This is a genomic window from Cyanobacterium aponinum PCC 10605, from assembly GCF_000317675.1.
Taxonomy (GTDB): domain Bacteria; phylum Cyanobacteriota; class Cyanobacteriia; order Cyanobacteriales; family Cyanobacteriaceae; genus PCC-10605.
Window position 1 is genome coordinate 956,126 of record NC_019776.1, and the last position, 20,069, is coordinate 976,194.

General features: G+C 34.4%; 15 protein-coding genes and 2 tRNA genes. 7 read left to right on the plus strand and 10 right to left on the minus strand.

Features of this window, described 5'->3' with window-relative positions:
• Positions 1–128: 128 nt before the first annotated feature.
• From CYAN10605_RS03960 to CYAN10605_RS03975, 4 genes are all read right to left on the minus strand, one after another.
• Positions 129–1,481, minus strand: coding sequence for a diguanylate cyclase domain-containing protein (locus CYAN10605_RS03960; RefSeq protein ID WP_015218654.1), 1,353 nt, complete (start codon positions 1,479–1,481; stop codon positions 129–131).
• A gap of 368 nt (positions 1,482–1,849) precedes the next feature.
• On the minus strand, positions 1,850–4,549 hold the full coding sequence (locus CYAN10605_RS03965; RefSeq protein ID WP_015218655.1) for a hybrid sensor histidine kinase/response regulator: 2,700 nt from the start codon (positions 4,547–4,549) through the stop codon (positions 1,850–1,852).
• A gap of 16 nt (positions 4,550–4,565) precedes the next feature.
• Complete coding sequence (locus CYAN10605_RS03970; RefSeq protein ID WP_015218656.1) at positions 4,566–7,130, minus strand: EAL domain-containing protein; 2,565 nt, start codon at positions 7,128–7,130, stop codon at positions 4,566–4,568.
• Positions 7,131–7,538: 408 nt separating this feature from the next.
• Complete coding sequence (locus tag CYAN10605_RS03975; protein WP_015218657.1) at positions 7,539–8,192, minus strand: phosphoribosylanthranilate isomerase; 654 nt, start codon at positions 8,190–8,192, stop codon at positions 7,539–7,541.
• A 156-nt stretch (positions 8,193–8,348) separates the two neighbouring features.
• Between CYAN10605_RS03975 and psaK the strand changes: the two genes are divergently transcribed.
• A complete protein-coding gene (gene psaK / locus CYAN10605_RS03980; protein ID WP_015218658.1) occupies positions 8,349–8,621 on the plus strand; it encodes a photosystem I reaction center subunit PsaK in 273 nt (90 codons plus the stop codon).
• Positions 8,622–8,661: 40 nt separating this feature from the next.
• Here psaK and CYAN10605_RS03985 read toward each other — a convergent pair.
• The 3 genes from CYAN10605_RS03985 to zwf all read right to left on the minus strand — a co-directional run bounded on the left by CYAN10605_RS03985 (position 8,662) and on the right by zwf (position 11,824).
• Positions 8,662–8,735, minus strand: a tRNA-Met gene (locus tag CYAN10605_RS03985).
• A 103-nt stretch (positions 8,736–8,838) separates the two neighbouring features.
• Positions 8,839–10,188 (minus strand): glucose-6-phosphate dehydrogenase assembly protein OpcA, encoded by a 1,350-nt coding sequence (gene opcA / locus CYAN10605_RS03990; protein WP_015218659.1) that lies wholly within the window; start codon positions 10,186–10,188, stop codon positions 8,839–8,841.
• 106 nt (positions 10,189–10,294) lie between these two features.
• A complete protein-coding gene (zwf, locus tag CYAN10605_RS03995; protein WP_015218660.1) occupies positions 10,295–11,824 on the minus strand; it encodes a glucose-6-phosphate dehydrogenase in 1,530 nt (509 codons plus the stop codon).
• A gap of 675 nt (positions 11,825–12,499) precedes the next feature.
• Between zwf and acpP the strand changes: the two genes are divergently transcribed.
• From acpP to CYAN10605_RS04010, 3 genes are all read left to right on the plus strand, one after another.
• Complete coding sequence (gene acpP / locus CYAN10605_RS04000) at positions 12,500–12,748, plus strand: acyl carrier protein (protein ID WP_015218661.1); 249 nt, start codon at positions 12,500–12,502, stop codon at positions 12,746–12,748.
• A gap of 325 nt (positions 12,749–13,073) precedes the next feature.
• A complete protein-coding gene (gene fabF, locus CYAN10605_RS04005) occupies positions 13,074–14,324 on the plus strand; it encodes a beta-ketoacyl-ACP synthase II (protein WP_015218662.1) in 1,251 nt (416 codons plus the stop codon).
• A gap of 166 nt (positions 14,325–14,490) precedes the next feature.
• On the plus strand, positions 14,491–14,937 hold the full coding sequence (locus tag CYAN10605_RS04010) for a DUF3750 domain-containing protein (protein WP_015218663.1): 447 nt from the start codon (positions 14,491–14,493) through the stop codon (positions 14,935–14,937).
• Here the strand turns inward: CYAN10605_RS04010 and hypE are convergent.
• Entirely contained in the window at positions 14,894–15,940 is a 1,047-nt protein-coding gene (hypE, locus tag CYAN10605_RS04015) for a hydrogenase expression/formation protein HypE (RefSeq protein WP_015218664.1), read from the minus strand. The two genes, CYAN10605_RS04010 and hypE, sit on opposite strands and share 44 nt — an antisense overlap.
• Before the next feature lie 155 nt (positions 15,941–16,095).
• Between hypE and CYAN10605_RS17740 the strand changes: the two genes are divergently transcribed.
• The 3 genes from CYAN10605_RS17740 to CYAN10605_RS04030 all read left to right on the plus strand — a co-directional run bounded on the left by CYAN10605_RS17740 (position 16,096) and on the right by CYAN10605_RS04030 (position 19,203).
• The gene (locus CYAN10605_RS17740) at positions 16,096–16,563 is read left to right on the plus strand and encodes a DEP domain-containing protein (RefSeq protein ID WP_015218665.1); all 468 of its coding nucleotides are present in this window, start codon (positions 16,096–16,098) and stop codon (positions 16,561–16,563) included.
• Positions 16,564–16,774: 211 nt separating this feature from the next.
• Positions 16,775–17,488, plus strand: coding sequence for a TVP38/TMEM64 family protein (locus tag CYAN10605_RS04025; RefSeq protein WP_150108927.1), 714 nt, complete (start codon positions 16,775–16,777; stop codon positions 17,486–17,488).
• Between the two features lie 179 nt (positions 17,489–17,667).
• The gene (locus CYAN10605_RS04030; RefSeq protein ID WP_015218667.1) at positions 17,668–19,203 is read left to right on the plus strand and encodes a mercuric reductase; all 1,536 of its coding nucleotides are present in this window, start codon (positions 17,668–17,670) and stop codon (positions 19,201–19,203) included.
• A gap of 29 nt (positions 19,204–19,232) precedes the next feature.
• Here the strand turns inward: CYAN10605_RS04030 and CYAN10605_RS04035 are convergent.
• Positions 19,233–19,305: transfer RNA gene (locus tag CYAN10605_RS04035), tRNA-Thr, on the minus strand.
• Positions 19,306–19,516: 211 nt separating this feature from the next.
• The gene (locus CYAN10605_RS04040; protein ID WP_015218668.1) at positions 19,517–19,882 is read right to left on the minus strand and encodes a hypothetical protein; all 366 of its coding nucleotides are present in this window, start codon (positions 19,880–19,882) and stop codon (positions 19,517–19,519) included.
• Positions 19,883–20,069 lie beyond the last annotated feature (187 nt).

The following is a 20,069-nucleotide window of genomic DNA, read 5'->3' on the forward strand; positions in this document are numbered from 1 at the left end:
GTAAATAATTGATAATTAAAAATTAAGAATTAAAAATCCTGAACTCCTGTACAGGATAATGGCCATTAGCCCCTACTTCCTCCTCTCACCTACCCATCATTATTCATCACTCCTCGGCAATTCCTTGGTCACATAAGTTCTGGTTTTGCTATTACAATTTTATTCTTACCGCTATTTTTTGCTTGATATAAGGCTTTATCGGCTATGTTTATCATTCTTTCGTAGCCGCTATTTAATGAAGGAATCATGGTTACTATTCCTAAACTAAGGGTGATAACTTCATTTGTAGGGGAATATTCATGAATAATTTGTAACTCTTTAATATTCTTCTGAATTAACTTTGCTAAATTGATGGCTTTTTGAGGGGAAGTATTAGGTAAAATTATCGCAAATTCCTCCCCTCCATATCGGGCGACTAATTCTCCCGCCCTTTTGACGCTTCTACTAATTCCTTGGGCAATTTGATATAAACATTCATCTCCTTGGGGATGCCCATAGTTATCGTTATAGGCTTTGAAATTATCCACATCCGCAATAATTAGGGTTAGTGGCTGTTGTTGTCTTTGGTGTCTTTGCCATTCATGGGCTATAATTTCGTCAAACTGTCTTCTATTTGCGATCGCAGTTAATGCGTCTATTTTAGCAAGAGATTCTAATTGCAACTCCATTTTTTTTCTGCGGGTAATATCTCTAATGGTAACGGAGAAACCATCTCCCAATTTAGTGGCGATGAAATGATACCAACGACTCTGATTATTCTGTTTAAAGCAAATATCCTCCGCTAAAACTCCTCCATTATCAACAACATCTACAAGTTTACTAAATAAATTGGGGTCAATTTTTGACATTATTTTTTTGCCCACCAATTTACCTACTAAGTCATCTCGATGACGATTAATAATTTTGGCAAACACGGGATTAACCACCAAACAGCGAAAATCATCAATATGGGTGCTTAAAGGTTTTCTCACGGCTTGTAAGGCAACAATTCCATCTAAAGAGGTATTTAAAATACTGGCTAATAATGCCCGTGATTGATATAGTATCTCCTCTGTTTCTTTTCTTTTTTCTATTTCTTGTTGTAGTAATTTTTTCTGTTTTTGAATAGTTAATTGATTATTAATTCTGGCGATAACTTCTTCAATTTGAAATGGTTTAGTTATATAATCTACTGCTCCCATTTGAAACGCTCTCACCTTGTCAAAAACTTCATTTAAGGCACTAATAAAAATAATAGGAATTGACTTTGTTTCTGGATCTTCTTTGAGAATTTGACATACTTGATAACCGTCCATTTCAGGCATTTTTATATCTAATAAAATTAAGTCTGGAGGGCTAGATTTAATGGATCTTAAAGCAACCTTTCCGCTTAGTGCTTTTCTCACATTATAATTACTATGAGTTAAAATATTAGCTAATACTTTAATATTTTCAGCAATATCATCTACTATTAATAAATCATAGGTTTCTTTCTCGAACATATCTATATGTAGCAATTATATTTTAATTATATTAAATTTATTTTGATGAAAAGAATACGATTTTACCTCAATTCAGGATAAAAATTATTGATAATGATAAGGTGTTATGTAGCAATTATCGCCATGATAAGGTACAAAAATGATTGGTATTAGGGAATAGGGAATGGGCAGTGGTAAATGGTATAAAAAAACTGTACCTCATACTTTTAATAAACGCTATATATTAAATTTATAGTGGATAAAAAACAATCAATAATGGACTTTTTATCAATGATTTAGGACTGGGATATATTTTCTCTGTCATTGATGATTTTTTAGGAGATTAATCTTAAGAAATAGAGAAAAATATACTTATTAAAAATGATAAATTAAATTTCGTCAATTAGAGTAGTGATTCGATCGAACTCTAAAGAGTCAACAATATTTTTTAATCCTTGAATTAAAGACTTATGAGAGTCTGGTATTTCTTGAATTAAGTCTAATATTAATTGCTCATCTAAATCAATACTAGCTTTATATAATTTTTTTAACCACTCTTGAGGCATAGCGACAAAATCCTTTGCTGTTAATTCTGAGATTATTTCTGTAGATTGATTTTCTTCTATTTGTTCATAAATAAAGTTAACTCCTAAATGTTTGCTCAACATCGAAAATATAGTTTCTTGTCGAAAGGGCTTACGCACAAAATCATCACAACCGGCTGATAAAATAATTGCTTTTTCCTCTTCTAAAACACTGGCAGTAACGGCAATAATAGCTGTAGCATTACCTTTAGTTGTACCTTTAATAATTTTTGTAGCTTCATAACCATCCATAACGGGCATTCTCATATCCATAAAAATTAGATGAGGTTGCCATTTTTCCCAAATTTTTACTGCCTGTTTTCCGTTATTCGCCTCTTTTAATTCAAAGCCAAAAGGTTTTAATAATTTAACTAATAGTTGACAGTTAATTTCTTTATCATCCACTATCAATATTTTATATGTTTTTTCATTGGCTTCAATACCAACTACTTGGGGCATTATCTGATTTGATTTAACTTCATAGTCTGGTATTATTTCTGTTTGAACGGTAAAAGAAAAAATAGTACCCACATTTTCCTCGCTACTAACTTTTATATTACCCCCCATTAATTCAACAAATTTTTTGCTAATAGATAACCCTAAACCTGTGCCTTCATTCACTTCTTTTCCTGATTTTGTTTGAGTAAAAGGTTGAAATAAAGTAGCTAATTCTTGGTGCTTAATTCCTTTTCCTGTATCTCTAATTATAAATAATAATTCTACTTTTTTTTCATTGTTATTAAGTTTATTTATTGTCCCCTGAAGGGAAACTCCTCCTTCTTCTGTAAATTTAATGGCATTACTCACTAAATTAATAATTATTTGCCGTAATTTAGGTGCATCAGTTTTAATAAATTGGGGTAAGTTATCTAATTTTTCAAAAATTAAATGTATGCCTTTTTTTTCTGCTTTATATTTAAAAATATCTTCGATTTCATCTAATAGTTTATATAAATCAATATTCTCTTTATTTAGGGTAATCTTCCCTGCTTCAATTTTTGATAAGTCTAAAATATTATTAATTAAAGTTAATAGGTGTTCTCCACTACGATTAATTATTTCTATACTTTCTTGATGTTCTTCTGGTAATGTGGGAGATTTACGCATAATTTGGGCAAATCCAAGAATCGCATTGAGGGGAGTGCGCAATTCATGGCTCATATTCGCTAAAAATTCACTCTTGGCTTGATTCGCTACTTCTGCTTTATCTTTTGCCTCTGACAGTTCTTTTGTTCTATCTTTGACTTTTTCTTCTAAGTTTTGCACCAATTCCTGTATCTCATTTGTCATTTCGTTAAAAGCGATCGCTAAATGTCCTAATTCATCTCGACGTTTTAAAATAATCGGAGATTGATGATTTCCTTTTTGAAAATTGCTCAAGGCGCGATCGAGTAGTAAAATAGGTTTTGTAATGTAGTTAGTCGTCCATAAAGCAAGAAAAAGAGCGATTAAAAGGATAAAAAACCAAATTATAATAGTTAATTTTGTATTGGCTTCGATGTCTCCTACTAAGTCTTGTTTTGGAATTAAAATCAAAATATACCAAGGTTTTGTTAGATAATTGTTGTAGGGAAAAGCCTGAATAAAATAGTATTGATTATCTAGTTTTACTTGCCAAAATTGTGATTCTTTTAAGTTATTTAAAGAGCTAAATTTTTTATTTATATTAGTAGATAATTGTCTAATTTTTTCATGCTGACTATTTTCTAAACTAATTCTTTCTGGTTGTTGCTCAATTTTTTTGGCATCAGGATTAGTGATAATAAATGGTTTTTCTAAAGAACTGGCTACTAAATAGTTATTATCATCTACAATAATAATTTCTCCTGTTTTACTAACTGATAAATCTTTTAAAAAATTGCTAATTAAAGATAATAATAAATCACTAAATAAAACCCCTTCTAATTGATTTTCTTGGTTATAAATAGGCACAACAGCAGAAATTGCGAGACGAGGAGTGCCTTGATAAATGAAAACATCACTCCATGTTGCTTCTCTGGCTTCAACAGCTTTTTGATACCAAGGTCTTTGTTGATTAATAAAATTAGGAATAACAGTTTTTTGGGCTATTTTATTCCCTTTTTGATCCAGATTATAAATTCTTAAATTATAAGGAGAAGAATTATCCATTATATTAATTTCTATTTCTTTATCATCTAATCTCTCTACTCCTATTAAATTTCCTGTCTCTGTAGCATAACCTATAAACCCAATATGAGGAAATTGATTAATTTGATACCAAAGGTATTTTTCCATTAAAGAAAAATTATTAAAATCAATAATCCCTAGTTCACGATTATCTAAATTAATTTGATTAATTGATAAAGGGGTTGATAAATATTCAGTTAATTGCTCACTAACTTTTTCGTTAATTTCTCCCTGTAATTTTTGTGCTAATTTTTCTATTGCTCTATTACTATTTTGAAAGGAAATATAGCCAAACAAACCCATGGCACTAATCATGGGCATTATAAATAATAAAATAATACGTGAGCGTAAAGACATAAAAAAGTCTGGAATTTTATTTACTAATATAACCGTAATTAGCTAAAAATTCTGTCATGTCTTGTTCTACTAAAGGAGGAGTTAACCAATTACCTTGTATTTCCTGACAACCCAATTTAATTAAATCTTCTATTTGTGATTTTTCTTCTACTCCTTCGGCAACAATTCTCAGGTTGTCAAAACTTTTACTAAGAGTGATAATAGCATGGACTAGGGCTTTATCTTGAGGATTCGATCGCATCTTCTTGATTACAGGGCGATCGAGCTTTAAAGTAGAGAAAGAAAACTGTCGAAGATAACCAATACTAGAAATCCCCGTACCAAAATCATCTAAGGCAACTCTAACTCCCAAATCCGCCAACTCATGTAAAATTTTCACCATAGTGGGATTATCTTCAGCAAGGGTAGTTTCCTTAATTTCCAGTTCCAAGAAAAAAGGATTAAGACTGGTTTTTTCCAAAACACCTTTCACCATCGCTACAAAATTAGGCTGTTGAAACTGTTGAATAGAGATGTTAACACAAATCGGTTGATCATCAAGATAACTTCCCTGCCAAGCTACCCTCTGACGACAAGCTGTTTCTAATACCCATTCTCCCATTGGCACAATTAACCCTGTTTCCTCCGCCATAGGAATAAATTGATCAGGTGTAATACGACCTAAATCAGGATGCTCCCAACGAATTAGGGCTTCAATACCCGTAATTTTTTCTAAATCAATAGCAACTTGGGGATGATATTGTAAAGTAAACTCATTTCTATCCAAAGCGTGTGCCAATAGCTTCTCAATACGTAAAAAACGCTCTATTTTCTCTTGTCTTTGAGCATCAAAAAACTTAAAGTTATTTTTCCCTGATTCCTTACTTTTGAAAAGTGCTGTTTGTGCTTGATTTAAAAGAGTTTCTGCACTTTTTTCTTCTAATTCCTTTAAAGAGACTCCAATGCTAATTTTTGTATGTATCTTATGATTTTCCAAAAAGAAAGGGGGTTTTAAGGCTTCTAACATTCTGGAGCAAATTCTACCTACATCCTGAATACTTCTCACATGGGGCAACAAACAAACAAACTGAGAAGATTCCCAATGGGCAACGGTATCACCTCCCCTTAAAGAAGTCCTCAAACGTTTAGCAAAACCATCTAAAATTCCTGATCTTAAACTATAACCGAGAGTGTCTTTTCCTTCTTCTAATATTTCTAACTCCAGAAAAACAATACATAATAATCCTTTTTGCCTACGAATATTTGCGATCGCAGTTTTTAACTGTTCTAAAAATAACTGACGATTAGGCAAACCCGTTTCTAAATCATACAACCCCTCTTCTTGAATATAAGTTTGTTGATTGATATTTCTAGTAACAGGACGAACCGTAAAAGAAAGTATAACTTGATCTCCATAACTAATCCAAATAATATTAGACTCTAGCTCAAGAGGTAACTTATTCTTACTCTTATAAACAAACTCCCTCACAACAGCCTTATCCTTTTTCGACTTTAAGATAAAATCTACCTGCTCATCTAAAACCGCCGTTGACAAATCAATCAAATCATACAACTTAAGAGAATAAATCTCGTCGAGACTATAACCCAACAAATCAGCCAACGCATTATTTGCCTCTAAGATTTTTTTGCTATTGGCATCAACCAGAAAAACCCCCTCCTTGGTTTGACTAATAAAAGCTCTATATCTCTGCTCACTATCTTGTAACTGACTTTCTAAGGCTTTACGCTTAGTAAAATCAAAAATATAACTCCTAATTAGTTTTTTATCGGGCAAATAGTGAAGATATTGCTCAAAAATTTGGTCTTTAATCTGAATTTCTCTGACAAATAATTTATTATTCTTACCGTGAGTAGTAATATTATCAATCAAACCTAACAGTAAAGGATGGGTGTTGATAATAGTATTATTTTTCAACTCAGGAAACTTATTGGTTGCCGAAGGATTAAGATAAGTAATATTACCATTCCAATCTAGCTCAATAATCGGATTAGGGCTTAACTCCGGAAAAGAAGCCAACTTAGCAATCTCTGAATCCTGAAGATTTCCTCTTTCTGACTCTAAATTAGCCTCAGAAATAACTAAAGTCTGCTTACTAACTTTTTCTTTTTCCGCCTTTTTCTTTGCTGGTAATTTTTCTGTGCCGGTGCTATCAGACTCTGATGCTTTTTCAAAATCCCCTGACTGCAATAAAGCTAAATCATCAACACTATTAAGAACATAATAACTAGCTTGAACCTCAAAACCAAAACGAATAGTATCTTCGTGCTTCAACTCTTGTACTAAACATCTTTTTTCGTTGATAAAAATACCATTAGTACTACGATTACCCTGTAAATCTCCATCAAGCAACCAATAGGAAAAACTACGATTTTTAGTATCTGTACGTCTTAATAATGTGGCATGAAAACGAGATACTTTCTTTGATGATAGAATAATTTTGTTACGTGGATCTCTACCAATCGAATAGTTTGCTTCTTCTAAAATAATTGTACGACGAGAAGAATCGTCTTCTAATACTAAAACATGAGTTATTGGTTGTAAGTCACTATGGGAGGTAGTTTTTATGTAGTCGCTATTCATGGCAGGATTTCAAGGGATGATATTTAACTCTTTACAGAAGTCTCACTCAATTGAAAATTGTAATCAAAATTTATAGGAAAATTAGAAAATTACAATTATTCCTCAATTTTACACTGCAATTCTATATTGATTACTATTAATTTATGAGAAAAACTAACTTAAAATAGATAGGAAAAATTATAGTGAAAAGGCAATGGGCAAGAGGCAAACCCCCCTTTATCCCCCCTCTTGAGGGGGGAGGGCAACAGTGTTTAATTAATTTCCCCCTCATCCCCTCATCACCCTAACACCTGACTCCCGCAACCTGAAACCTGCAACCTGAAACCTGAAACCTATTTTATAACTCCGTTCACGACTGAAAGGAGTGTACGAGCGTAGCGAACTCCCCGAATTAATTTCTTAACCCTGCTAATTCGACGAATGTAAGGGAACTTTAAAAGAGTTAAGGTGCTCTAGCAAAAGTTTAATCTTGTTTAAGTCTTTTTCCCCCGGATTAGTTTCCACTCCACTAGAAACATCAATTCCATCACATTTTAAAGTGTTTAAGGCTAGTAACACATTATCAGGAGTCAATCCCCCTGCCAACAGCCAAGGGCGAGGAGGTCTAAAATCTGCTAATTCAGACCAATTAAAGGTTTTACCTGTGCCACCATACATATCTTTTTGATAGGTGTCTAAGAGTATAGTATCAATCACAGATAAATAATCATCTAATTTAGCTAAAGAATCGGAATTTTCATAACGAAACACTTTAATAATTTCTAAATCGGGTAGAGATTCTCTTAATGTGCTACACATACTGGGGGTTTCATCTCCATGAAGTTGAATCGCCGTTAAGCCTCCTGTTTTGACAATATCGAGAATATCATCAACACTTTGATTGACAAATACCCCTACTTTACTGACTTCTGAGGGAATTTTGCTTGTAATTGTTTTTATTTGTTCAGGGTTTATGTATCGAGGAGAGTTTTTTACACAGATAAATCCTAATGTGTCCACACCTAAAGAGGCGATCGCATCCGCTTGTTTTAAGTTAGTAATACCACATATTTTCAGACGCATAATATTTAGGGGCAATTTTTAGTAATAAGAATGTAATAAAAATTAATAATAAAAAGCAATAAAAATGATTAATCTTATTTAAGATCTTAAAAGGAAAAGTAAATATAGCTATTAACATAGCAAAAATAGTTAACATAAATCAAACAAAAAAAGACCATGACACTAATAGAATTAAGTTTTTTAGCAAATATTCCTCAAACTGTAGAGTGGAACTACAATGTAGCAATAGTGATGATTGCCGCTAATTTGGTGGTGGTTTTCATTGGACGTTTTGCCATTCAAAATGCGGGGGTAGGACCAGATTTACCCGTTGGCAAACCTGCTTTATGGAAAAATTTTGGTTTACCTGAATTACTAGCTACTCTTAGCTTTGGTCATATTCTCGGTGCTGGATTTATCCTCGGATTATCCAACGCTGGATTACTATAATAGACAGTAAGTAATGAGTAGTAAATAGTATTTTTTAAAATGGCTCGGGGCGGATTTGAACCGCCGACCTTGGGCTTATGAGTCCCCTGCTCTAACCAACTGAGCTACCAAGCCTTAAAACTCACGTTTATATATTATAACTTCCTCATTGTAATTTTTCAAGATCTAAATCTAAATTTTTTTAGGGAGTGTCAAAAACAAACTCCCCTTCATCACTCTACAATTCTAAAATCTGCTTGGTGAAAGCCATACTTTCTCGATAAAGAGCATCTTTTCCCCAACGTTGTAACTCTTTACTTAAAAGATTTTCTGTTTCTTGATCGGCTAGAGATGTCACCTGTTGTACACGACAAGATTGAGCGCCTCCTCCGGCCTCCATACGCATACATCCAGTAGTTTCAGAGCATAAGACAGTACAACAATCAGCATTAAGATTAGTGGATGTTAATTTGAGACTGATTAAATCTCCCAAAATTTCTCCCCAATCCCCGACGGGAATACCGGCTAATTCAGCTTTGATAATTTTTCCTTCAGGATTAGTTAAGGTGACTTTATGAATGTCATAATCTCCTGTTTCCCTTTCACAACTTTTTGGTTGCCAATTTAAACGACTAGCTAACCAACCCAAAAACATTAGGGCTTGATTGGGATTACCTTTTTCATAATCAATCGTAACCTGATCGACTTCCCATATAGAGCTACGCCTTTCAGGAGGATCAAAGGCTTCTGCTGTCAACTCTTGCCATGATGATAATCTCGCCCAATTGATGTCACTTAAAGGAATATCTTTTTCTAATAATTGTCCTATTTTGAGTAATTCAATTTCTGGTTGGGCAAATATACTGGAATCAACTATAATTCGATCGCACTCTTTTGTCAATCTTTGAAATAAGGAGTATTCCTCGTCAATCCCTGCCTTCCACCAGATAAACTTCGGTAAATCGGGAATCATTAATTCAGAAATAATACCGCTAATACGTTCAAAGGCGGATGATACTCCCGTGATAGTGATATATTCACAGCAAATTAAACTATTTTCCGATCTTTTGTTCACAGGACAATAAGCAGAAACCTGAGCTTTTACCCCTTCATCTTCTTCTGTAGTGGAAACAAGAGCTATGATACGACAAGGATTAGTAGATGCGATCGCATCTGCAATACCAGCTCCCTCCATATCAGGAGAGTATTGCTTCACCGCAGTAGCCTCAGTGATATTAACTTTTCCTTGAGCAGACTTTGCTTTAAATTCCTCTTGTAATTTATTCATGAGCTCAGGAGAAGAAACCCCCGTAACCTCGAAATTATAGGCTTTTTGAGCCGCTTTAATTGCCGAAGTGGTGCGAGGTCCTGCAATGCCATCAATCGGACCTGTATAAAATCCCAAAGCAGAAAGTAATGGTTGAATAGCATCTGGTTCATAAACCAAAATACTAAAAGTAGAAGCCCTAGTAGCAGCTAAACCATCACCGCTACCACTATACATTTGCCAAATTTGTCTTAATTCATTATCGATGTAGTCTAAACTAACATCTTTCGGTGCTTGTAAAGAAACTAAAGGAGTCGTCATAGTTTTACAGTAATAATTATTGATTAAATGAGTAGGGAGTGGGGAGAGTGGGAAAATTAAACAAAACCTAACACCTGACACCCGAAACCTGACATCTTTCTCTTCTTTAAAGTCTTCGCCACCTTCTACCATCACGATTTAGTAGAAACTCAGCCTCTGCTGGTTGCCATGTACCTGCCTCATAAAAAGGTATAGAATTAGGATCAGCAGGGGCATCCCAAGCAGTTAAAGCCGGTGTCACCACTCGCCATGCTTCCTCCACTTCATCAGCACGGGTAAATAAGGTTTGGTCTCCCAACATACAATCAAGCAGTAAACGGTGATAAGCGTCAGCAGTTGCCATACCAAAAGACGAACCATAACTAAAATCCATATCCACCGTGCGGGTGCGTAACTCGGCCCCTAACATTTTTGCCTCAAACCTTAAAGAAATACCCTCATTGGGTTGGATTCTCAAAGCTAGGATATTGGGATTAGTTTGTTGTGCCGCCGATTGGAAAATAGTTAAAGGCACATTTTTAAATTGAATGGCAATTTCAGAAACTTTTTTTGGCAATCTCTTACCAGTGCGTAGATAAAATGGCACACCCTGCCAACGCCAATTATCCACCATTAGTTTTAAAGCGACAAAAGTCGGGGTTGTTGATAAAGGATTAACGTCTTTTTCTTCCCTATAACCGGGTATAGGTTTTCCTTTCATCCATCCCCCAGTATATTGTCCCCTAATGGCACTTTTTTCTAGGTTTTTAATATCGGCTAAGTGAGTGCCTTGTAATACTTTGACTTTTTCGCCCCTAATACTGTCGGCACTAATGCCACTAGGTGCTTCCATTGCTGTTAGACAAAATAACTGTAACAGATGATTTTGCACCATATCTCTTAATGCCCCGGCAGTTTCATAGTATCCTGCCCTTTCTTCTACCCCTACTGTTTCAGCTACGGTAATTTGAATATTGTCAATATAGTTACGATTCCATAAAGGTTCAAAAATAGCATTAGCAAAGCGAAAAACTAATAAATTCTGTACCGTTTCTTTACCTAAATAATGGTCAATACGATATACCTGCTCTTCCTTGCAAACATTTTGGACAATGCGATTAAGTACCTGCGCACTGCTTAAATCTTTTCCAAAGGGTTTTTCTATTACTAGACGATGCTTTAAAGGCTCAGTTAACATTTTAGCCGCCCCTAATTGCTTGATAGCGGCGGGGAAAAATTTAGGAGACACTGCTAAATAAAAAACACGGTTTCCTCTTGTGCCTCTTTTGCCGTCTAATTCACCAAGAAAAGTTTTTAATTTTTGGTAACTTTCTCCCTCATCCATATTCCCGGCACAGTAGTAAAGCCCTTGGGCAAAATCTTCCCATAACTCTTCTTTACCTATGCCATCGGAAAATTCTTCTATACCTTGACGCATTTGTTGACGGAAATAGTCGTGACTCCATTCCCTTCTTGCTACCCCTACTATGGTCATTTCGGCTGGTAGTCTGCCCTCTTTTTTCAGTTGATACAAGGCTGGAACAAGTTTCCGTTGGGTGAGATCCCCAGATGCTCCAAATATGACTAATATTAAAGGTTCTGGGGTTTTTGCCTGTTTCAACCCCACCCTTAAAGGATTTTCTTGTAATGTCAGCATTCCATTTCTAATTGTGAACAACCACTTTCATTCTAGTTATTCTCATCAGATATGATTTATTTTCTTCTGATGGTTAAAGTTTTGTAAATTTCATTAACCTTTTACTTGAAAATTGATGAAAAAGTAGTGTTGCCGAGCATAGACAACAGGCATCTGACAACAAGTAAAGAGCAAAATAATTTTTGGAAAACTAAAATTGTGAGTTTGTTAAGTTTGAGTTATTTGAGCAAATAGAGTTTCCCAATCACTGGTAATTAACCTCAGTTCTGGTTAAGAATATCCGATAAGGTTAGGTGTCAGGTTGCAGGTTGCAGGTGTCAGGGATAGGGGAATGGGGAGATGAGGTGATGGGGGGAGAGGTGGCAGGTATCAGGTGGCAGGTGTCAGGTTTAAGGGAGTAATGAGTAACCAGTAACGAGTAATTATCAACTATTCACTATTCACTATTCACTATTCATTATTCATTATTCATTATTCACTATTCACCTTTGCCCTTTTAACTTTGTCTTTTTTTACATTATCTCTTCACTGTGACGAAAAAGTAAATTTTAGATATTATTGTTAATTGCTTACCAAAAAAATGTAAACTAAGAAACAGTCTAATGATCTGCTTTTAGCTTTGATTATTCATGCAAACTAAGTAAGCAGAATATAAAACCTATATAGATAAGGAATATGAATCAAGAAATATTAGAAAAAGTAAAAGAAATCGTTGTTGAACAACTTGATGTTGATGCTGATAAGGTAACTCCTGAGGCAAATTTTGTTAATGATTTAGATGCTGATTCCCTTGATGTAGTGGAGTTAGTTATGGCTTTAGAAGAAGCATTTGAAATTGAGATTTCTGATGAAGAAGCGGAAAAAATTGCAACCGTTGGTGCGGCTGTTGAGCATATTGAAAGCAAAACCACTGCGGCGGCTTAGTTACTGCATTTAATTAACTAAAACTTACACTGAGTTAGTTAAAGACATTTTCAGGGATAGGAGATGGGGAATAGTAGTGTTGGTTTTCTGAATTTACACTGTTGCCTCTAACCTGTTACCTGATAACTTTCCTGATCAATTTAGTTACTCAATTTGAGGGCTAATTAACCATTAATTGTTAAATTTATATTTTCAGCATGCCATCGATTGTTTCCTATTTAAGAGCAAAATCGATAGGTGTAACTATATTTTTCTATAAGAATTATTAAGTATTATTTTTACCTGAAATAGGTAAATTTTAAGTTTTTATATATATTAGAAAATTATGACTAATCTACAATTGAAAAGAGTGGTAGTAACTGGTTTAGGTGCTATTACTCCTATTGGTAATAATTTGGATGAATACTGGCAGGGATTAATTACAGCTAAAAATGGTATCGGTAAAATTACTTGTTTTGATACTTCTGATTATGCTTGTAAGATAGCTGGTGAGGTTAAAGGTTTTGATCCTTTAGCTTACATGGAAAAAAAAGAAGCGAAACGTATGGCTCGTTTTTCTCAGTTTGCGGTTGCGGCGAGTAAAATGGCTTTAGAAGATGCCCAGTTAACCATTAATGATGATAATGCTAATGATGTTGGTATTGTCATTGGTACTGGAGTTGGTGGCTTGAGTGTTATGGAAGAACAAAATGAGGTTTTGTTAACTAAAGGACCTGGGCGTGTTACTCCTTTCCTCGTACCGACGATGATTTCTAATATGGCGGCGGGTTTGACGGCTATTCATACAGGGGCGAAAGGTCCTAATTCTTGCTCTGTAACTGCTTGTGCGGCGGGTTCAAATTCCATTGGGGATGCTTTTCGTTTAGTCCAATCTGGCTATGCTAAAGCGATGATTTGTGGTGGCACGGAGGCGGCAATTACTCGCCTTGCGATGGCTGGTTTTGCTTCGGCAAAAGCTCTTTCTACCCGTAATGATAGCCCTGAATCTGCTAGTCGTCCTTTTGATGCCGATAGGGATGGTTTTGTGATGGGGGAAGGTTGTGGTATTCTGATTCTGGAAGAAAGGGAAAGTGCGATCGCACGTGGAGCAAGAATTTATGCGGAAATGGTGGGTTATGGTATGACTTGCGATGCTTACCATATGACTGCCCCTGTGCCTGAAGGTTTAGGTGCAACCAGAGCCATTGAGTTAGCTTTAAAAGATGGTGGTTTAGCTCCTGATCAGGTATCTTATATTAATGCTCATGGTACAAGTACTCCTGCCAATGATACAACGGAGACAAAGGCAATAAAAAGAGCATTGGGGGATCATGCTTACAAAATAGCCATCAGTTCTACTAAATCAATGACAGGGCATTTATTGGGTGGTTCTGGGGGTATTGAAGCTGTAGCCACTGTAATGGCGATCGCATCTGACATTGTACCTCCGACAATTAACTTACAAAATCCTGACCCAGATTGTGATTTAGATTATGTGCCTCATGAAAGCCGTAAATTAACCGTTGATGTGGCTTTGTCTAATTCTTTTGGTTTTGGTGGACATAATGTCACCCTCGCTTTTAAAAAACACAATTAGGAGTTCGGAGAGAACGCTCGAGCGCTCGTACACTCCTTTCAGTCGTGAACGGAGTTCAGAGAGTTCGCCTTCGGCTCTTACACTCCTTTCAGTCGTGAACAGAGTTAAGATAAAAAGAAATTTCCCCCTAACACCCCAACACCTCAACACCCTAATCCCCCAATCCATGAGTTATCAAGTAGAATTAAGGGCGGCAAAAATTCCCTATATAGGTGCGATCGCAGTTCATTATTGGTTTGTAATTCATGAACAAGTATCGGAAAGATGGGAAATTTGGCAAACTAAAAGCCTTGTGAGCAGTAGTTGGGGACATTTGCATAAAAATTTGATGAATCCTACTCGTGGGGTAGGTAACGGAGGAAGCTGGCAAGAATATGTTTGGCAAGGAGAAGAAGCCGATAATTTGCAAACAATCATCCGAAAAACTCCCCAAATTTATCCCTATAATTATCTATATCGCTACTATCCTGGTCCTAATAGCAATACTTATATTCAATGGATTTTAGATAAAAGTCAAATTAGGTATTCTTTAGGTCGTAAAGGCTTAGGGAAAAACTATCATCGTTTCTTTAGCAAATACGAGGCAATTGCTCTCCTGTCAACATTTCAATAATTCTTTTTGATCCCAGTTTATTTTCTAAAATTACCCTTCCTTTTTCTTTTTTTTCTACTTTTCCAATAATAGTAGCTAAGGGATTTTCTTGCTTAAAAATAGAAAGTGCTTTTTCTGCTTCATTTTTGGGAATAAAAGCGATAAATCTTCCTTCATTCGCAATGTATAAAGGATCAAAACCTAAAATTTCACAAGCTCCTTTTACTTCTTCTTGAACGGGAATAAACTTTTCTTGAATAATCATTTCTGAGTCACTATCTATGGCGATTTCATTCAAAATACTAGCTAATCCCCCTCTGGTTATATCCCTTAAACAGTGAATATTAATTCCTGAGTTGATTAATTGTAAAACTAAATGATTCAAGGGGGCGCAATCACTTTCAATAGTTGTTTCAAACTCTAATTCCTCTCTTAATGCCATAATCGCAATGCCATGTCTGCCAATATCACCACTCAGAATAATTACGTCTTCTTCTTGAATCTGTTGAGGGTTAATCGTTAAATTATGCTCAATAATACCAACTCCACTGGTATTAATAAATATCCCATCTCCCTTACCCTTTTCAACTACTTTGGTATCTCCTGTAACAATCTTTACCTGACTAATTTCAGAGGCTTGTTTGATAGACTTTATCACCTCCCAAAAAGTAGCAAAAGATAATCCCTCTTCCAAGATAAAACTAAGACTCAAATAAAGAGGTTTTGCCCCTGCCATTGCTAAATCATTTACCGTGCCATAAACTGCCATTGAGCCTATATTTCCCCCCGGGAAAAACAGAGGATTTACTACGTAAGAGTCTGTTGTAAAAGCTATCTTATTACTGGTTAAATTTAAAATAGCTGAATCATGTTCAACGAAATTACCATTAGAAAAAACAGGTAATAACATATTATCAATTAACTGTTTCATTAACTTTCCTCCCCCTCCATGAGCCATTAAAATATGGGGATACTTTGTTATCGGTAAAGGACAGTTTAAGGAAAAATTTGTTTGATTACTCACTATTTTTTATAGCTCAAAACAAGATAATTCTTACTTCAAGTATAGTAGTGCATATTCTTTAAAACTGCTATATATTTTTTCTGATCTAATTATGAATTCCTCATATAGAATAAAACGTAAATGTTATCGATTTAGTTTTTATATAAAGAATTATTATGTTTGAAGAAGTTAATGAACAAATTAAAAGTAAGGTATTAGCATTGTTTTTTATGAAGTTTAAAATATCTCCTACCTATTCTCTAACAATCATTGAAAAATGGTTTACGGAAAATTCTTGGGCAGATTGGGAAACTTTATATAATTTAATTCAAAACGCATTGGTAAGAGTAGAAAATAATAATTTGATTAATTTGTATGAACAAAAAATTTGCCAATTAGTTAATGATATGAGAGGTTTAGGGGGGATTGAAATTAAGAACAGAAATTATCGCTTAAAAACTTATCCTCTTTGTTTTATAGGTTCAGAAGCAGTCAATTGGATGGAAAAAAAGTATGATATTTCTAAGGCAGAAGCTCTAAAATTAGGTCAAACTTTAATTAATGAAAAGATTATTCACCATGTAACTGATGATCATGATTTTAAAAATGATTATTTATTCTATAGATTTTATCTTGATGAATAATTGAGTATTTTATTTGGATTTTTCTATCATGATAAAAATGTATGTCTCTGTATGAACTTAATTACAAATATTGAAAAAAGTTAAATTTATGTTTTTTCAAAATATCCGAAAAATTTTCCCGTTTATTTTTAATATCAAATCAAGACGAAATCAAACCTTTAAAACTTTATTTTTCTCAACTTTTAGTTTGACAATTCTTATCAATATTCTGATGAATTCGATCGCAGTTTTTCTTTTTTCTGGTAGTATAATTTTAAGTGCTAATCCTAGCCTCGCTCAGACTTCGATTAATAGCGGTTTCAACCCTCAACAATGGTTACTTAACGCCCTACAATGGATTGACAGTCTTGGGGTAATGGGTGCGATCGCATTTATGCTTATTTATGTAATTGCCACAGTTGCTTTTTTACCCGGTTCAATTTTAACTCTCGGTGCGGGAGTGGTTTTTGGCATTTTTTGGGGTTCAATTTACGTTTTTATTGGTGCCACCATTGGGGCAACTTTAGCATTTTTAGTCGGAAGATATATTGCACGGGGATGGGTTGCTAGTAAAATTGAAGGAAATAAAAAATTTCAAGCTATAGATGAAGCAGTGGGTAGAGAGGGTTTAAAAATAGTTTTGTTAACCCGTCTTTCTCCAGTTTTTCCCTTTAATTTACTTAATTATGCCTATGGAGTCACAAGAGTTACTCTCAAAGATTATGTGATTGCCTCAGTGGGAATGTTTCCCGGTACGATTATGTATGTTTATATCGGCTCACTAGCCGGTAATTTGGCAACTATCGGCACACAAAGCACATCCGTGAATCCTGTCGCCCAATGGAGCATTAGAATTATTGGTTTTCTTGCTACTGTTGCTGTTACTGTGTATATAACCAAGATTGCCAAAAAAGCCCTCGATAAATCAATTTTAGATGAAGTTTAGAAAAATCATCGCTCTCTTATTTTTTGTCATGAGACATGTTTACAGAAATTAGGTAAGGGTAAAAAAAGCAATTCTTAACAGGTGAAAATTAATTATAATTGTAGCTTCAGATTTAGAAAAATAGCATTCTATTAAAAAACTAATTTATCTCTATTTTAAATTTAACAAAAGATAAAATAATGAACAGTAAAATAACAGAAATATTGCCTTCTGACCAGTATAATCAACAACTAATTTCCCTTGTGCATCCCCACGATTGGATTAACCCTAACCCCCAAAAACAATATGATTTAGTTGTTATAGGTGCTGGTACAGCAGGATTAGTAGTGGCCGCAGGAGCGGCAGGTTTAGATTTAGGCTTAAAAATAGCTTTAATTGAAAAGCATTTAATGGGAGGAGATTGTTTAAATTTTGGTTGTGTACCTTCTAAAGCAATTATCAGATCTGGAAAAATAATTGGGGAGATTTTAAAAGCAGAAAAACTAGGTATAAAAACCCAAGAAAATGAGATTGATTTTGCTTATATTATGGAAAGAATGAGAAAAATAAGAGCGGGTATCAGTCATCATGATTCAGCACAAAGATTTAAAAATTTAGGAATAGATGTCTTTTTTGGTTCAGCTCATTTTTTTGATCAAAATACTATCGAAGTAGAAGGGTTAAAACTTCATTATAAAAAAGCTGTTATTGCCACTGGTGCTAAACCAATTATTCCTAATATTGAAGGTATCAACGATGTTAATTTCTATACTAATGAAACTATTTTTTCTCTAACTAAATTACCTCCTAGTTTAGCAGTTATGGGAGGAGGTGCGATCGGTTCTGAACTAGCCCAAGTCTTTAATCGTCTTGGTTCACAAGTAACACTGTTACATAAACATGACTATATTCTCAATAAAGAAGATAAACAAGCAAGAGAAATTATCCAAAATACATTTCTGCAAGAAGGAATTAATTTAATTTTAAATTCCCAAATATTAAAAGTAGAGTTAACAGAAAATGGGAAAAAAATTGACTATATTTCCAATGGTCAAAAAAATTCAATTACCGTATCTGATATTTTAGTTTGTATTGGTAGAGAACCAAATATAAAAGAGCTAAATTTAGAAAAAGTAGGAGTAGAATATGATCTCAAAAAAGGAGTTAAAATAAATGATTATTTACAAACAACAAATCCGAGAATTTTCGCCGCAGGGGATGTCTGTTTAGGAGAAAAATTTACTCATACTGCCGATGCCGCCGCCCGAATTGTCATCAAAAATACTCTCTTTTCTCCCTTTGGTTTGGGTAAAGCAAAATTTAGTGATTTGATTATCCCCAGAGTAACATATACTGATCCTGAAGTAGCTCACGTGGGAAAATCCCCTCATCAATTAGTAACAGAAGGATTAGATTTTAATACCATAACAGTTTTAATGGATAAAGTCGATCGCGCCATTACCGATGAAGAAACAGAGGGATTTGTCAAAATATATCATCAAAAAAATTCAGATAAAATTTTAGGTGCAACCATTGTCGCAAGTCATGCAGGAGAAATGATTTCTGAAATTACCCTAGCAATGGTAAACAATATCGGTTTAAACGGTATATCCAAAGTTATTCACTCATATCCCACTCAGGCAGAAGCAATCAAAAAAGCCGCCGATGCCTACCGTCGCACATTATTAACCCCTCAGTCTCGTCGAATACTCAAATTACTGAGCAAGTTGACTTAAAAGTTAGAGATTTAGAGAGCAAAAAAATAAGCCATCTACCGGACTTGAACCGGTAACCTTTCGATTACAAGTCGAGTGCTCTACCAATTGAGCTAAGATGGCGGAGTGGGAAATATTTTCCACTGAGTTATATATCGTAACGAAATTTGATTCTATTGTCAAGAAAATATGATTTTGCTTTTCTGACAGTTTACAATTTCCTTGAGTTGGATATTTAAAAGGTAAAAAACCATAGCCGATAATGCTTAGAGAATAGTCCAAAGATTTAATTATTCTCAATTTTCACTTTTCATGAGCTTTACAAATTCATGAATTATTTATCATTACTACAAATAATTTTAGAGATAATTTCGGCGGTTTTCGGCTTTTGCCATAATGGTTTTAAGGGTTTATTAATTAACAAACGATAGCGATAAAAATTCAAAGACTCAAATAATAAACCTGCGATCGCACAAGTAACAGCTATAATTAAAATACCAAATATACCAGAACCTTCGCCAAAAGTAGCCAGAAAATGCCAGATTTGTGCATAAGCGTAGTTAATAAAAGGAGAAATGAGCGGGAAATGCCCCATAACACCCAAAATAGCTAAAACTACCGTAAATAGAACAATAGGCAAAGCAAAACTAACTAAAGAAGTTAGTAATAAAGACAAAAGTAAAGATAACCAGATATTCATTGTTTTGACTCCCAAACAGATACTCTAAAGAGAAGAAATTGAGCCACCTATCATAATACTTTTTTGCTTACGGTAACTAGCTTTTTCTATATTCAGAGTAATGCTAAAACCTCTAATTGTCACCAATATGTCAAGAATCTTAAAAAAAGATTAAATAAATTGACATAAATCAGAAAATAGTGTAAAG